This window comes from Streptomyces sp. NPDC059002, from assembly GCF_042740435.1.
Classification (GTDB): Bacteria; Actinomycetota; Actinomycetes; order Streptomycetales; family Streptomycetaceae; genus Streptomyces.
In genome coordinates this window covers 16,770-30,392 of sequence record NZ_JBHYJI010000024.1, presented here as the reverse complement: position 1 = coordinate 30,392, position 13,623 = coordinate 16,770, and the positions used below count along the sequence as shown (strand labels likewise).

Below are 13,623 nucleotides of genomic sequence, written 5' to 3'. Positions count from 1 at the left end.
GGACCGAGCGGCCTTCAGAGCCGGCCCATGACGCAGACACCCACAGCTCAGACCCCCGAGCACGGCCAGGCGCGAGCCCACTTCACCGTCCCGGCGAAGCACCCGATGGTGACCGTCCTCGGCTCCGGTGACGCCCTGTTGCGCGTGATCGAGACGGCCTTCCCGGCGGCCGACATCCATGTCCGGGGCAATGAGATCAGCGCCGTGGGCGATGCCCACGAAGTCGCCCTCATTCAACGCCTGTTCGACGAGATGATGCTGGTGCTCCGCACCGGGCAGCCGATGACGGAGGACGCAGTGGAACGCTCGATCGCCATGCTGAGGGCGGACGAGAACGGCAACGGCTCGCCGGAGACCCCGGCCGAGGTGCTCACGCAGAACATCCTCTCGTCCCGCGGCCGCACCATCCGCCCCAAGACCCTGAACCAGAAGCGGTACGTCGACGCGATCGACAAGCACACCATCGTCTTCGGCATCGGCCCCGCGGGCACCGGCAAGACCTACCTGGCCATGGCCAAGGCGGTCCAGGCGCTCCAGTCCAAGCAGGTCAACCGCATCATCCTGACCCGCCCCGCCGTCGAGGCCGGCGAGCGCCTCGGCTTCCTGCCCGGCACGCTCTACGAGAAGATCGACCCGTATCTGCGTCCGCTCTACGACGCGCTGCACGACATGCTCGACCCCGACTCCATCCCGCGCCTCATGGCGGCGGGCACGATCGAGGTCGCCCCGCTGGCGTACATGCGCGGCAGGACGCTGAACGACGCGTTCATCATCCTCGACGAGGCGCAGAACACCAGCGCCGAGCAGATGAAGATGTTCCTCACCCGCCTCGGCTTCGACTCGAAGATCGTCATCACCGGTGACATCACCCAGGTCGACCTGCCGGGCGGCACCAAGAGCGGTCTGCGCGAGGTGCAGCAGATCCTCGACGGCGTCGAGGACATCCACTTCTCGCGGCTCACGTCGCACGATGTCGTACGGCACAAGCTGGTCGGCCGTATCGTCGACGCGTACGAGCAGCACGACAGCCGCGACGGGAAGTAGACAAGCACCACCATGTCGATCGACGTCAACAACGAATCCGGAACCGAGGTCGACGAGCAGGCGATCCTCGACATCGCCCGCTATGCCCTCGCGCGGATGCGCATCCACCCGCTCTCCGAGCTCTCGGTGATCGTCGTGGACGCCGACGCCATGGAGCAGCTGCACATCCAGTGGATGGACCTGCCCGGGCCCACGGACGTCATGTCCTTCCCCATGGACGAGCTGCGGCCGCCCATGAAGGACGACGACGAGCCCCCGCAGGGCCTCCTCGGCGACATCGTGCTCTGCCCCGAGGTCGCCACCAAGCAGGGCAAGGACGCCCCGACGCAGCACTCCATGGACGAGGAGCTCCAGCTCCTGACCGTCCACGGAGTGCTGCACCTGCTCGGGTACGACCACGAGGAGCCCGACGAGAAGGCCGAGATGTTCGGCCTGCAGGCCGCGATCGTCGACGGCTGGCGCGCCGAGAAGGGCCTGACCGGCCCGTCCCCGGCGCCCACCGTCTCGTAGCGCCATGAGCTTGTCGCTGATCGCGGGCGCCGTCGCCCTGGTCGTCGTCGCCTGGCTCGCGGCGTGCGCGGAGGCGGGCATCGCGCGCGTCTCCAGCTTCCGCGCGGACGAGGCGGTCCGCTCGGGGCGGCGCGGCAGCGCGAAGCTCGCGCAGGTCGCCGCCGACCCGACCCGCTATCTGAACGTGGCACTGCTCGTGCGGGTGGCGTGCGAGATGGCGGCGGCGGCCCTGGTGACGTACGCCTGTCTGCAGGAGTTCGACGAGACCTGGCAGGCCCTCACGGTCGCCATCGGTGTGATGGTCCTCGTCAGTTATGTCGCCGTGGGGGTCTCGCCGCGCACCATCGGCCGTCAGCACCCGCTGAACACGGCGACCGCCGCGGCGTACGTCCTGCTGCCGCTGGCCCGCGTGATGGGCCCCATCCCACCCCTGCTCATCCTCATCGGCAATGCGCTCACGCCCGGAAAGGGCTTCAGGCGCGGCCCGTTCGCCTCCGAGGCGGAGCTGCGCGCGATGGTCGACCTGGCGGAGAAGGAGTCCTTGATCGAGGACGAGGAGCGCCGCATGGTGCACTCCGTCTTCGAGCTGGGCGACACCCTGGTCCGCGAAGTCATGGTGCCCCGCACGGATCTGGTGGCCATCGAGCGGTTCAAGACGATCCGCCAGGCGCTCACCCTCGCGCTGCGCTCCGGTTTTTCGCGCATCCCCGTGACCGGGGAGAGCGAGGACGACATCGTGGGCATGGTGTATCTGAAGGACCTGGCCCGCAAGACGCACATCAACCGCGACAGCGAGTCGGATCTGGTGTCGACGGCGATGCGCCCCGCGACCTTCGTGCCCGACACGAAGAACGCCGGTGATCTGCTGCGCGAGATGCAGCAGGAGCGCAATCACGTGGCCGTCGTGATCGACGAGTACGGCGGCACGGCGGGCATCGTCACCATCGAGGACATCCTCGAGGAGATCGTCGGCGAGATCACCGACGAGTACGACCGTGAGCTGCCGCCGGTGGAGGAGCTGGCCGACGGCTGCTACCGCGTCACCGCGCGGCTCGACATCGGGGACCTCGGCGAGCTCTTCGGTCTCGACGAGTTCGACGACGAGGACGTCGAGACGGTCGGCGGGCTGCTCGCCAAGGCTCTCGGCCGGGTCCCGATCGCGGACGCGTCCGCGATCGTGCCGCTGCCCGACGGGCGGGCGCTGCGGCTCACCGCGGAGTCCGCCGCGGGCCGCAGGAACAAGATCGTGACCGTGCTCGTCGAACCCGTCCCGTCCGTGGACGCGGCCAAGGAGGGGGAATCCCGGTGACGCCCGAGGAGCTGCGCACGTTCTGCCTGTCCTTCAACGACGTGGTGGAGGACTTCCCGTTCACCCCGGAGACCTCGGTCTTCAAGGTCGCGGGCAAGATGTTCGCGCTCGCCGCGCTCGACAGGCGCCCGCTCACCGTCAACCTCAAGTGCGATCCGGAGATGGCGGTCCAGCTGCGGGCGGCGCATCAGGAGATCGTGCCCGGGTGGCACATGAACAAGCGGCACTGGAACACGGTGACGGTCGACGCGGGGCTGCCGGACCGGCAGGTGCGGGAACTCATCGAGGATTCCTACGACTTGGTGGTGGCAGGTCTGCCACGTGCGGAGCGGTTGCGACTCGATCGCCCTTGAGGGGCGTGCGGTGCTCGGCACGCGCTCGGCAGTGTGTCCCAACAGGCCCTCGCCATCGGCCTTGTGGGGCGGCAGAATGGAGTTGACCGGCGGACCCCGAACGCTCCCACTCCGGGCTGCCGGCCAAGGGAACTCGGAGTGGAAACGTCTGTGCGATGGCGTCCGCCGCATCCTGGCCCCGGCCCTCAGGTCGGGGTCAGTTCCTTTTCCGCGGGTGGCTCACATGTGGGGGAACACCCACCTGTCGACGATCTCCTGGACCGCGACGAGGAGGCTGGCCCACGGAGCTGCCATGACGGCCCACTCCGTCCATCTGCGGGTCGTGCGACGCCCTTCCGGCTTCTCGGCCATCGGGCTGATCTCCTTCCTGGTTCCACGCTGTCGTGGATACCGCGGCGATCCACGAACGGGTGGCGCCAGGAAGGGGGATTCCGGTGGCCGTTGAACACTCGATGGAGTGAGTCCGCGCCGCGTCGGTTCGGTTCTCAACCTCCTTGCTCGGATGGTCAGTTGAGCAGGCTACCCTCTGCTATAGCGTAGCCTGCACATCGCCACATGGGTAGTACTGTCGGACAGCTCGCCGAAGGGCGCCTCTCCATGTGCTACATAGCTTTCCGGGAACTTGCGGTAGCTTTCCGGGAACTGTCGGCCCCAACGGCCCTCTGCGGTTGCGGCCTCGCGGGGTCCGGGGTCTCCTGACAGTGGCGTGAACTGTCGTCCCGGAAGGTCTCGATGAGTAAGCTGCTAGTCTGCTATGTTGCACCTCGCACGGTCCGGTTGGGGGTGGAGCCATCATGAGCGCGCCAAGTGCGGCACTACAGCGGCTGCGGCTGCGTACCGAGCTCCGCAAGGCGCGCACCGGCGCCCACCTCACCCAACGCCAGGTCGCGGCCAAGATGGAGTGGAGTCCCTCCAAGCTGATCCGCATCGAGGCCGGCGAGGTCGGCATCTCGGTCAACGATCTGAGGCCCCTCCTCGATGCGTACGGGATCCGGGACCGCCGCAAGATCGAGGAGCTGCTCGATCTCGCGCGGGGCAGCAGGAAGATGCCGTACGCCGAGTTCCGTGACCTGTACAGCAAGGAGTTCCTGCAGTTCCTCGCGCTGGAGTCGTCGGCGTCGATCGTCCGGGCGTACAACTCCCTTCAGCTGCCCGGCCCTTTGCAGACCGAGGAGTACGGCCGCGCCATCATGCGGGCGTACGACAAGGGGACCGACGAGGGGGTCGAGCGGGCCATCGAGGTGCGGCTCTCCCGCCAGGACATGCTGACGTCGGGCGACCGCGAGGTGTTCTACATCCTCGACGAGGCGGTCCTGCGGCGCCAGGTCGGCGGACGCGGCGTCATGCGTGCCCAGTTGGAGCGGCTCGCGGAGCTGGCCGCCCTGCCGAGGTTCACCATCCAGATCCTGCCGTTCAGCGTCGGCGCGCATCCCGGGATCCAAGGGCCCTTCACGCTCTTCGAGTTCGAGGCGGACGAGATGCCGGACTCGCTCTACCTGGAGAACCCGCGCGGCGACTCCTACAGCACCAGCGCCCCGGAGGAGAGCGGGCGTTACCTGGAGAGGTTCTGGGAGCTGGAGGACCTCGCCATCAAGGAGCGCACGGTGGACATCCTCAAGGCGCTGGCGGCCAGGGCCGAGGAGGGTATCGACGATCTGGAGCGGCTGCTGCCGCCCACCGAGGCGGCTTGACGCTCCATCAACCCCCGCTGGACCACGGGACCTTGGCGTGAAACCGGTCGTTCAGATCTGTATGGCACGCCGTTATCCTGGAAGAGGTGCTACGTGCCTCTGCACCAGCCGCGCCGGCCGGCTGGTCTTCCGCACCCGGGGTGGAGGAGCGGCGTGGGCAGCACATGGGCATGGCGCAAGAGCAGTGCGAGCGGGGCTCAGGACAACGACTGCGTGGAGATCGCCTGGACCGGGAAGACGGTCCTGATACGCGACTCCGCGCGCACCCGGGGTGCGGTTCTCGTGGTGGGCCCGGGCGCCTGGGCCGCGTTCCTCTCCTCGTTCGCCTGTCCTTCCGTACGCGACGTGACGCCGGCCCGACCCTGACGGGGCCGGGCCGACGCACGACTCGGGCGGCTCACACGCGCCTGCGGCCGCCGAGTCCGACCGCCACCGCGGCCGCCGTCGCGAGCACCACCACCGCGTCGATCAGGAGCACGGTGCGGGTGCCGGTGAGGAGATCGGGACCCGTCGTCGCGAGGACGCCGAGCAGCGGGATGCCGATCGTGAGGCCCACCTGCTGGGTGGAGGTGACCAGGCCGGTCGCCAGACCCTGCTCCTCGTCGGGCACGCCCGAGGTGACCGTCACGCCGTACGCGACGATCGCGCCCAGGTGACTCATGCTCGCCAGTGACACCGCGGCCGTGGCCAGCCACACCGACCAGCCGCTCTCGCCGATGCCGAGCAGCGCCAGGCCGAGCAGGCCCTGGCCGGCCAGCGCACCGACCAGCGTGCGGCGCGCGCCGAAGCGGCCGATGACCTTGGGCGCGAACACCCCCGCGACCACCGAGAACACGCCCTGCACGCCGAAAACCAGACCGGTCTGGAACGCGGAGAGGTGCAGGACCTCCTGGAAGTAGAGGGTCAGCACGAAGACGACCGTCGTCATCATCGAGAACGTGACCAGGCCGCCCAGATTGCCCCACGCCACCGTGCGGCGGCGCAGCATCGGCAGGGAGACCAGCGGCGCGGCGGCACGCGACTCGATCAGGCCGAAGGCCACCAGCAGGGCGACGCCCGCCACCAGCGTGACGATGACGTCCGTGCCGCCGAAGCCGCGCTCGGCCGCGGTGGACAGCGCGTAGATGAGGGAGAGCAGACCGCCGGTGACCGTCACCGCACCCGGGATGTCCAGGCGCGGGCGGTCCGGGGTGCGGGACTCGGGCAGCAGGCCGGGCGCCAGCGGCAGCACCAGCAGCGCGAAGACGGTCAGCAGGCCCATCGTGGAACGCCAGCCGAGCGTGTCCGTCAGTACGCCGCCGAGCACCATGCCGACCGTGAAGCCGAGCGAGAGCAGCGTGCCGGAGATGCCGAGCGCCCGGTCGCGCTGCGGGCCCTCGGGGAACGTCGTGGTCAGCAGGGACATGCCGGTCGGCACGATGGCCGCGGCCCCCACGCCCTGCAGCGCACGGCCGGTCAGGAACGACGCCGGGTCCCACGCGAACGTCGCAAGGAGCGAGGCGAGGCCGAAGAGCGCGAGGCCCGTGAGGAACAGCTTCCGGCGCCCGAAGAGGTCACCGAACCTGCCGAAGAGCAGCAGGAAGCCACCCGACGGCAGCGCGAAGGCGGTCACCGCCCACTGCAGCGCGGACTGGTTCATGCCGAGGTCGGCGCCGAGCACGGGCAGCGCCACGTTCAGCACGGAGAAGTCGAGGGCGACCATGAACTGCGCGGCGCAGAGCACGAAGAGGACGAGCTTGTCGCGGGTGGAGAGCTTGGGGGCAGCGGGTCGTGGCGCCGGTGGGGCGGCCTGGGGGGACGGGGCAGTGGTGGTGTCTATCGCCATGGTCAAGAGCATCCGGCGGCCGGAATAGACGTGGGGAGCGGGAACTTATGCTGGTGGTCGGAACACCAGTCAGGGCTTGGGGGAGCGCCACATGGCAACACCGTCGGTCACGGCGTCGGACACGGACGCGTCGAAGGCGCGCCGCCTCGGGGAGCTGCGGGAGTTCCTGATGAGCCGCCGCGCCCGGGTCAGCCCCGCGGAGGCCGGACTGCCGGACGGCGGGGCGCGCAGGCGGACGCCGGGGCTGCGCCGCGAGGAGGTCGCGGTGCTCGCGGGCGTCGGCGCCTCCTGGTACCAGTGGCTGGAGCAGGGCCGCGACATCTCCGTGTCGCCGCAGGTCCTGGACTCCGTGGCGCGCGTCCTGAGGCTGAGCAGCGCCGAGCGGCGCCATCTGTACGTCCTGTCCGGGCTCAACCCGCCCGCGCCCGAGGTCGCCCAGGGCGACTGGGGCATGTGCGAGGGGCTGCACCGGCTCATCGACGCCTGGATGCCGTACCCGGCGCACATCATGGACGCGTACTGGAACTGCGTCATGTACAACGACGCGTCGGCCTCGGTGCTCGGCATGCGCTCGGAGACCTCCGAGAACTGTCTGCTCACCTTCTTCAGCGACCCCATCTACCGCGCCCGCGCGACGAGCTGGCGGCGCAATGCCCCGCAGGTCGTGGCGATGTACCGGGCCGCGTGCTCGGACCATCCCGAGGACGACGGGTTCGCCGCGGTGATCGCCGAGGCGAAGGCGGCGAGTGCGGAGTTCGTGGAGCTGTGGGAGCGGCGGGACGTGCTGCCCGGGGGGCAGGTCGCCAAGGAGATCGAGCATCCCGTGGTGGGGACGCTGTTCCTGGAGTCGACCCAGCTGAAGGTGCCGGCCAGGCCCGACCTCACGATCGTGCTGCACACGCCGCTGCCCGGGGCGGGCGCGGACGCGGACACCGACACGGCGGGGAAGCTGGCGTGGCTGGCCTCGCCCGAGGGGCGGCGGGGGTCGATGCATCCGGTGGCGGGGTAGCGGGGCGTGCTCCGTATGCTCGGGGCATGACTGAGAGCGCCGCGCTGGATCCCGAGGACCGCAAGATCGTCACCCTGGCCCGTTCCGCGCGGGCCCGCAATGGTGTGCCCGAGGGGGCCGCGGTGCGGGACTCGACCGGGCGTACGTATGTGGCCGGGACCGTGGGGCTCGCGTCGCTCCAGCTCTCCGCGCTGCGGACCGCGGTGGCCATGGCGGTGGCTTCGGGGGCGGAGTCCCTTGAGGCCGCGGCGGTCGTCTCCGCCGCGGAGGAGGTTTCCCCGGAGGATCTTGCGGCGGTACGGGACCTCGGCGGGGCCGGGACGCCGGTGTTTCTCGCGGGGCCTGACGGCGAGGTTCAGGCGCGGGTCGAAGCGGGCTGATGTCGCGGGGCTCTGCCCCGGACCCCGCTCCTCGAACGCCGGAGGGGCTGGATTGACGGCGCGCGGTGCGGCAGGGGTCCGGGGATCAGGGACAATGGGCGCCATGAGCGTTCGTACCCCGTCTTCCGCCGAGCCGTCCGAGGCTGCCCACCGCGCCGGTTTCGCCTGCTTCGTCGGCCGCCCCAACGCGGGCAAGTCCACCCTCACGAACGCTCTGGTCGGCAAGAAGGTGGCGATCACCGCGGACCAGCCGCAGACCACGCGGCACACGGTGCGCGGCATCGTGCACCGGCCGGACGCGCAGCTGATCCTGGTGGACACCCCGGGCCTGCACAAGCCGCGCACGCTGCTCGGTGAGCGCCTGAACGACGTGGTGCGGACCACGTGGGCCGAGGTCGACGTCATCGGCTTCTGCCTGCCCGCGAACGAGAAGATCGGGCCCGGCGACCGGTTCATCGCCAAGGAACTCGCGTCGATCAAGAAGACGCCGAAGATCGCGGTCGTCACCAAGACGGACCTCGTCGACAGCAAGACCCTCGCCGAGCAGCTCATCGCCATCGACCAGCTCGGCAAGGAGCTGGGCTTCGAGTGGGCCGAGATCGTGCCCGTGTCGGCCGTGGGCGACGAGCAGGTCGGGCTGCTCGCCGATCTGATCGTGCCGCTGCTGCCCGAGGGCCCCGCGCTCTACCCCGAGGGCGACCTCACGGACGAGCCCGAGCAGGTCATGGTCGCCGAGCTGATCCGCGAGGCCGCGCTCGAAGGCGTGCGGGACGAGCTGCCGCACTCCATCGCCGTCGTGGTGGAGGAGATGCTGCCGCGCGAGGACCGGCCCGCGGACAAGCCGTTGCTCGACATCCATGCGTTCGTGTACATCGAGCGGCCCAGCCAGAAGGGGATCATCATCGGTCCCAAGGGCAAGCGGCTGAAGGATGTGGGGATCAAGTCCCGTAAGCAGATTGAAGCGTTGCTGGGTACGCCTGTTTTTCTCGACCTGCACGTCAAGGTCGCGAAGGACTGGCAGCGGGATCCCCGTCAGCTGCGGAAGCTGGGGTTCTGAGCGGGTACCACGGGGCTGGGTGAATCACCGGCTTCGCCGAGTTCGTCCTCAATCGCCGGACGGGCTTTACTTGACTCCCCTGATCCTCGTCACCAGCACTGCCCCCGTCAGTCCCACCACCGCCGCCGTCAGGTACAGCACGCGGTAGCCGCCCAGGTGCGTCACGATCGGGGCCGCTATGGCCGGGGCCGTCACTTGGGGGAGTGAGTTGGCGATGTTGATGATGCCCAGGTCCTTGCCTCGGTCGAGGGCCTTGGGGAGGACGTCGGTCATCAGGGCGAAGTCCACCGAGGTGAAGACGCCGAAGCCGATGCCGAGGAGGGCCGCGGCGGCGATCGCGCCCGGCCAGGTCTGCCAGAGGGCGAGCAGGCCCGTCGCCAGGGCCATCAGCGTGCCGGACCAGATCACGAAGGGTTTGCGGCGGCCCACCCGGTCCGACCAGGCGCCGCCGACGACGACCGTGGCGAGCATCGTCGCGCCGTTCACGGCCGTCAGGATCAGCACGCCCTGGTCCGGGTCGGCGTGGTGCAGGCGGTCGCGGAGGAAGTAGAGGAGATAGAGCAGTACCACCGAGTTGCTGACGTTGATCAGGAACCGGGTCAGCCAGGCCCAGGCGAGGTCCGGGTGGCGGCGGGGGCTCAGCCAGAAGCCGCGGAGGAATTCCCGGGGGTTCCAGGGCGGCCGTTCGGCCGTCGTGAGGCGCAGGTCCCGGTGGCGTACGACGTAGGGGAGCACGCCCGCCACGGTGAACACGGCGCACGCCGCGTAGCCCGCGACCGTGCCGCCCGCCGCCGTCGCGAGGCCCGTGCCCACCACGACGCCGAGCAGCTGGGCCGCGCCGAGCCAGCCGCCCACGGAGCCGCGTTGGGCGTGCGGCACCCGGTCGGGGACGGCGGCCGTGACCGCGGCGAAGGCGGCGTTGAGGGTGAGCTGGACCAGGCACCAGCCCGCGGCCATCGTCCACACGGAGCCCGCCGCGGAGAGCAGCAGCAGCGAGGCCGCGCCGCCCGCCGTGCCCGCCACGATCCAGGGGGTGCGCCGGCCCCATCGGGAGGTGGTGCGGTCGGAGAGCGCGCCGAAGAGGGGGTTCGCGGCGAGGGAGACCACCGCGCCGACGCCCGTGACCCAGGCGAGGACGGTCTCCTTGGAGGTGCCTGCCGGTGCCAGGTCCTCCGCCTGGACGGCGAGCAGGATCTGCAGCGGGCCGTACCAGCCCACCCAGATCGCGCCGTTGGCGACCGACAGGGCGCCGGTCCAGGCCGGGCCGACGCGTTCGGTCGGCTCCCGCAGCGCGGTGGCGGTCATGGTCGCTGGGCCCGCAGGGCCTCGCGCAGCCAGTGGTACGACGCCTTGGGGGTGCGTTCCAGGGTGGCGTAGTCGATGTGGACGAGGCCGAAGCGCTGTCGTGTGCCCTCCGCCCATTCGAAGTTGTCCATCAGGGACCAGACGAAGTAGCCGCGCACGTCCACGCCCGCCGCCAACGCCCGGTGCAGGGCGCGGAGATGGCCGTCGAGGTAGGTGATCCGGTCCTGGTCGTCCACTCCCTCGTACGAGCAGCCGTTCTCGGTGATGACCAGGGGTGGGAGGCGGTCGGCGTAGCGGTCGCGGAAGGTGGTGAGGAGTTCGGTGAGGGCGTCGGGGACGACCGGCCAGCCGAAGTCGGTGACCGGGTATCCCTCGATCTCCCTGGGGGAGAAGGGGAGTTCGGGCGGCAGTGTGACGCCGGAGAACTCGGTGGCCGTGCCTTCGGGGAGCGGGGCGCCCACCTTGGTCGGCTGGTAGAAGTTGATCCCGTACCAGTCGAGGGGGGCGGAGATGGTCCTGAGGTCCGCTTCGAGGCCGGGGGACGGCATCAACTCGCCGATGCCTTCTGGGTATTGGCCGAGGAGCAGCGGGTCGGCGAAGAGGCGGTTGAGGAGTACGTCGTAGAAGTCGGCCGCCGCCGTGTCCTCGGTGATGGCCGACGCGGGCCAGGTCGGGCCGTGCGAGTTGGCGATGCCGATGTCGGCCGCGCCCGCCGCGCGCAGCGCCTGTACGGCGAGGCCGTGTGCGAGCAGCTGGTGGTGGGCGACCGGCAGGGCGTCGAACAGGAGCCGTTCGCCGGGGGCGTGCTGGCCGAGCGCGTGGCCGAGCAGGGTGTGTTCCGCGGGTTCGTTGAGGGTGATCCAGGTGCTGACGCGGTCGCCGATCCTGGCCGCGACCACGGCGGCGTACTCGGCGAACCGCTCGGCCGTCCCGCGCTTCAGCCAGCCGCCCGCCTCCTGCACGGCGAGCGGGGTGTCCCAGTGGAAGAGGGTGGGCACGGGGCGTACGTCCGACGCGCAGAGTTCGTCGACGAGGCGGTCGTAGAAGTCGAGGCCCCGCGCGCTGACCTCACCGGATCCGGTGGGCAGGACGCGCGGCCAGGAGACCGAGAAGCGGTAGGCGCCGACGCCCAACTCCCTGATGAGGGCGACGTCTTCGCGGTAGCGGTGGTAGTGGTCGCAGGCGACGGCGGCCGTCGTGCCGTCCTTGACGTTGCCGGGGACGGCGGTGAACGCGTCCCATACCGAGGCGCCGCGTTCGTCGACGGCGCCCTCGATCTGGTGGGCCGATGTGGATACGCCCCACAGGAAGTCGTGGGGGAACTGGGGGATCGCCGCGGTCGCTGCCATGGGCGGGATCTTCCGTACCGGTGGGTACGGAAGTCAATGGGTGTGCGGAAGAAAGGTGAACAAGGCTCAGGTTTCTGGGGAAGCTGCGGGCCGGATGGGGCTGGTCGCGCAGTTCCCCGCGCCCCTTCGGGCGCTTACGCGCCCTCCTTCAGCACCCGTGAGATAAGCCTCCGCTGTGGCTCCGTGAGGCGCGGGTCCGAGCAGTAGACCGTGCGCCCGTCCACCGTGAGCTGGTAGTTGAAGCCGTCCGGCACCCCTATCGGCGGGGTGCTCCGGCCGTCGGCCACGGCCTGTTCGGCCAGGGCGTGCCATTCCGGGGCATCGGCCAGCCGCGAGGTGTCCACCTCGGCATGCCGGTCGATGCCCGCGAATCCTCCGGTCCGCTTCACCTGGATACGCATGGGTCCTGTCTACTCCACGCGGCGGGCGGCCGGTAGCGCGTCCGTCAGTCGGTGGCCGGGACCTTGACCGTGGACCATGCGTCGATGACGGCCTTGAGCTCGTCGCCGTCGCCGTACTTGGCGCGTGCCGCGGCGACCGTCAGCTTCGCGAAGTCCGTGAAGGACGCGTCCTGCGCCAGATTGCCGCCGGTCAGGACGGCGTACCAGATCTGGCCCGCCCGCTCCCAGGAGTGCCCGCCGAGCGCGTCGGCGACCAGGTAGAACGCGCGGTTGGGGATGCCGGAGTTGATGTGCACGCCGCCGTTGTCGCGGCCCGTCCTCACGTAGTGGTCCATGTCGGCGGGCTGCGGGTCCTTGCCGAGCACGTCGTCGTCGTACGCCGTGCCGGGCTCCTTCATGGAGCGCAGGGCCTTGCCGGTGACGCGCGGGGCGAGCAGGCCCGCGCCGATCAGCCAGTCGGCGTCGGCGGAGGTCTGGCCGAGCGTGTACTGCTTGATCATCGAGCCGAAGACGTCCGACATCGACTCGTTCAGGGCGCCGGGCTGCCCGAAGTACGTGAGGTTCGCGGTGTACTGCGTGACGCCGTGCGTCAGCTCGTGGCCGATGACGTCGACCGGGATGGTGAAGTCGAGGAAGATCTCGCCGTCACCGTCGCCGAACACCATCTGCTCGCCGTTCCAGAAGGCGTTGTTGTACTCCTCGGAGTAGTGGACGGTCGCGTTCAGCGGCAGTCCGTTGCCGTCGATGGAGTTGCGTTCGTACGTCTTCTGGTACAGCTCGAAGGTCGCACCGAGGCCCGCGTAGGCGCGGTTGACCGTGGCGTCCTTGCCGGGCTTGTCGCCCTCGCTGCGGACCTTGCGGCCGGGCAGCTCCGTGCGGTGCTTGGCGTCGTAGATGGTGCGGTGCGGCTTGCCCTCCGCGGCCTCCTTGGGCGGGGTGACGCTGGGCGCGCCGATGACGGTCGTCAGGCGGCGGTGGGTGCGCTCGATGGCGTCCCGCTCCAGGGTGCGGCGGGCGGGCGCGGCGAGTGCGGGGTCCTGGCTCTGGGCGAGAGTGTCCAGGACGTGGGGCGGCACGATGGTGCAGAAGACGGGCTCGAAGCCCGTGGGGTTGGCGGTCATGGCGGCAATGTGGCACTGGGTCATGCCGCTGTCACTACCTGCAACCATGATTAGTGAAATAGAGGTATTGATCACCTATTGGCCGTAACCCGGCGCCGGTCCCGCATACTGATACGGGCCCGCGCACAGACCGCGGCTCGGCTAGGCTGCGGCACATCATGCGATTCGGGTTGCTTCTTCTTAGCTGCCGCGGCGAGGGCCTGTAGTCGAGGCCGACCCCCTCCCCGCGGAGTTCGGCGTTGCGCTCAGACCGTCGGCCGTCCTTCAGG

The 13,623-nt window shown here is 70.0% G+C and carries 15 protein-coding genes; 9 read left to right on the top strand and 6 right to left on the bottom strand.

Annotation, left to right across the window (positions count from 1 at the left end; translation table 11 throughout):
* The first annotated feature begins 27 nt into the window (after positions 1–27).
* The 4 genes from ACFWZ2_RS22105 to ACFWZ2_RS22090 are packed head-to-tail and all read left to right on the top strand — an operon-like array spanning position 28 to position 3,216.
* Complete coding sequence (locus ACFWZ2_RS22105) at positions 28–1,044, top strand: PhoH family protein (protein WP_384548157.1); 1,017 nt, start codon at positions 28–30, stop codon at positions 1,042–1,044.
* A 12-nt stretch (positions 1,045–1,056) separates the two neighbouring features.
* Entirely contained in the window at positions 1,057–1,554 is a 498-nt protein-coding gene (ybeY, locus tag ACFWZ2_RS22100) for an rRNA maturation RNase YbeY (RefSeq protein WP_384548155.1), read from the top strand.
* Between the two features lie 4 nt (positions 1,555–1,558).
* A complete protein-coding gene (locus ACFWZ2_RS22095; protein WP_384548153.1) occupies positions 1,559–2,863 on the top strand; it encodes a hemolysin family protein in 1,305 nt (434 codons plus the stop codon).
* Positions 2,860–3,216 carry an MmcQ/YjbR family DNA-binding protein gene (locus ACFWZ2_RS22090; protein WP_384548151.1) on the top strand — a complete coding sequence of 119 codons (357 nt, stop codon included), beginning with the start codon at positions 2,860–2,862 and terminating at the stop codon, positions 3,214–3,216. Before ACFWZ2_RS22095 ends, ACFWZ2_RS22090 begins: the two co-directional genes overlap by 4 nt.
* A 219-nt stretch (positions 3,217–3,435) precedes the next feature.
* Here ACFWZ2_RS22090 and ACFWZ2_RS22085 read toward each other — a convergent pair whose 3' ends face one another.
* Positions 3,436–3,567, bottom strand: a complete 132-nt coding sequence (locus ACFWZ2_RS22085) for a hypothetical protein (RefSeq protein WP_384548149.1) — start codon at positions 3,565–3,567, stop codon at positions 3,436–3,438.
* A gap of 443 nt (positions 3,568–4,010) precedes the next feature.
* Between ACFWZ2_RS22085 and ACFWZ2_RS22080 the strand changes: the two genes are divergently transcribed.
* Both ACFWZ2_RS22080 and ACFWZ2_RS22075 read left to right on the top strand, forming a co-directional pair.
* The gene (locus ACFWZ2_RS22080; RefSeq protein ID WP_384548147.1) at positions 4,011–4,907 is read left to right on the top strand and encodes a helix-turn-helix domain-containing protein; all 897 of its coding nucleotides are present in this window, start codon (positions 4,011–4,013) and stop codon (positions 4,905–4,907) included.
* A gap of 153 nt (positions 4,908–5,060) precedes the next feature.
* Positions 5,061–5,273, top strand: a complete 213-nt coding sequence (locus tag ACFWZ2_RS22075; protein WP_384548146.1) for a DUF397 domain-containing protein — start codon at positions 5,061–5,063, stop codon at positions 5,271–5,273.
* A 31-nt stretch (positions 5,274–5,304) separates the two neighbouring features.
* Here the strand turns inward: ACFWZ2_RS22075 and ACFWZ2_RS22070 are convergent, their stop codons facing one another.
* Entirely contained in the window at positions 5,305–6,732 is a 1,428-nt protein-coding gene (locus ACFWZ2_RS22070) for an MFS transporter (RefSeq protein WP_384548145.1), read from the bottom strand.
* A 91-nt stretch (positions 6,733–6,823) separates the two neighbouring features.
* On the opposite strand from ACFWZ2_RS22070, the gene ACFWZ2_RS22065 reads away from it, so the two are divergent.
* The 3 genes from ACFWZ2_RS22065 to era all read left to right on the top strand — a co-directional run bounded on the left by ACFWZ2_RS22065 (position 6,824) and on the right by era (position 9,178).
* Positions 6,824–7,741 carry a helix-turn-helix transcriptional regulator gene (locus ACFWZ2_RS22065; RefSeq protein WP_384548143.1) on the top strand — a complete coding sequence of 306 codons (918 nt, stop codon included), beginning with the start codon at positions 6,824–6,826 and terminating at the stop codon, positions 7,739–7,741.
* A gap of 26 nt (positions 7,742–7,767) precedes the next feature.
* Complete coding sequence (locus ACFWZ2_RS22060) at positions 7,768–8,121, top strand: cytidine deaminase (protein ID WP_384548141.1); 354 nt, start codon at positions 7,768–7,770, stop codon at positions 8,119–8,121.
* 94 nt (positions 8,122–8,215) lie between these two features.
* Positions 8,216–9,178, top strand: coding sequence for a GTPase Era (gene era / locus ACFWZ2_RS22055; RefSeq protein ID WP_384548139.1), 963 nt, complete (start codon positions 8,216–8,218; stop codon positions 9,176–9,178).
* A 66-nt stretch (positions 9,179–9,244) separates the two neighbouring features.
* Here the strand turns inward: era and ACFWZ2_RS22050 are convergent, their stop codons facing one another.
* From ACFWZ2_RS22050 to ACFWZ2_RS22035, 4 genes are all read right to left on the bottom strand, one after another.
* Positions 9,245–10,483, bottom strand: coding sequence for an MFS transporter (locus ACFWZ2_RS22050; protein ID WP_384548138.1), 1,239 nt, complete (start codon positions 10,481–10,483; stop codon positions 9,245–9,247).
* A complete protein-coding gene (locus tag ACFWZ2_RS22045) occupies positions 10,480–11,832 on the bottom strand; it encodes a GH1 family beta-glucosidase (protein WP_384548136.1) in 1,353 nt (450 codons plus the stop codon). The genes ACFWZ2_RS22050 and ACFWZ2_RS22045 overlap by 4 nt, the downstream gene beginning before the upstream one ends.
* A gap of 134 nt (positions 11,833–11,966) precedes the next feature.
* The gene (locus ACFWZ2_RS22040; protein WP_384548135.1) at positions 11,967–12,233 is read right to left on the bottom strand and encodes a protealysin inhibitor emfourin; all 267 of its coding nucleotides are present in this window, start codon (positions 12,231–12,233) and stop codon (positions 11,967–11,969) included.
* A gap of 44 nt (positions 12,234–12,277) precedes the next feature.
* Positions 12,278–13,354 (bottom strand): M4 family metallopeptidase, encoded by a 1,077-nt coding sequence (locus ACFWZ2_RS22035; protein WP_384548134.1) that lies wholly within the window; start codon positions 13,352–13,354, stop codon positions 12,278–12,280.
* Between the last annotated feature and the right edge of the window lie 269 nt (positions 13,355–13,623).

Excerpts from the sequence above, each read along its gene's own strand:
- ACFWZ2_RS22105 (WP_384548157.1), top strand. The coding sequence starts at position 28 with ATGACGCAGACACCCACAGCTCAGACCCCCGAGCACGGCCAGGCGCGA.
- ybeY (WP_384548155.1), top strand. The coding sequence starts at position 1,057 with ATGTCGATCGACGTCAACAACGAATCCGGAACCGAGGTCGACGAGCAG.
- ACFWZ2_RS22095 (WP_384548153.1), top strand. The coding sequence starts at position 1,559 with ATGAGCTTGTCGCTGATCGCGGGCGCCGTCGCCCTGGTCGTCGTCGCC.
- ACFWZ2_RS22085 (WP_384548149.1), bottom strand. The coding sequence starts at position 3,567 with ATGGCCGAGAAGCCGGAAGGGCGTCGCACGACCCGCAGATGGACGGAG.
- ACFWZ2_RS22080 (WP_384548147.1), top strand. The coding sequence starts at position 4,011 with ATGAGCGCGCCAAGTGCGGCACTACAGCGGCTGCGGCTGCGTACCGAG.
- ACFWZ2_RS22070 (WP_384548145.1), bottom strand. The coding sequence starts at position 6,732 with ATGGCGATAGACACCACCACTGCCCCGTCCCCCCAGGCCGCCCCACCG.
- ACFWZ2_RS22065 (WP_384548143.1), top strand. The coding sequence starts at position 6,824 with ATGGCAACACCGTCGGTCACGGCGTCGGACACGGACGCGTCGAAGGCG.
- ACFWZ2_RS22060 (WP_384548141.1), top strand. The coding sequence starts at position 7,768 with ATGACTGAGAGCGCCGCGCTGGATCCCGAGGACCGCAAGATCGTCACC.
- era (WP_384548139.1), top strand. The coding sequence starts at position 8,216 with ATGGGCGCCATGAGCGTTCGTACCCCGTCTTCCGCCGAGCCGTCCGAG.
- ACFWZ2_RS22050 (WP_384548138.1), bottom strand. The coding sequence starts at position 10,483 with ATGACCGCCACCGCGCTGCGGGAGCCGACCGAACGCGTCGGCCCGGCC.
- ACFWZ2_RS22045 (WP_384548136.1), bottom strand. The coding sequence starts at position 11,832 with ATGGCAGCGACCGCGGCGATCCCCCAGTTCCCCCACGACTTCCTGTGG.
- ACFWZ2_RS22040 (WP_384548135.1), bottom strand. The coding sequence starts at position 12,233 with ATGCGTATCCAGGTGAAGCGGACCGGAGGATTCGCGGGCATCGACCGG.
- ACFWZ2_RS22035 (WP_384548134.1), bottom strand. The coding sequence starts at position 13,354 with ATGACCGCCAACCCCACGGGCTTCGAGCCCGTCTTCTGCACCATCGTG.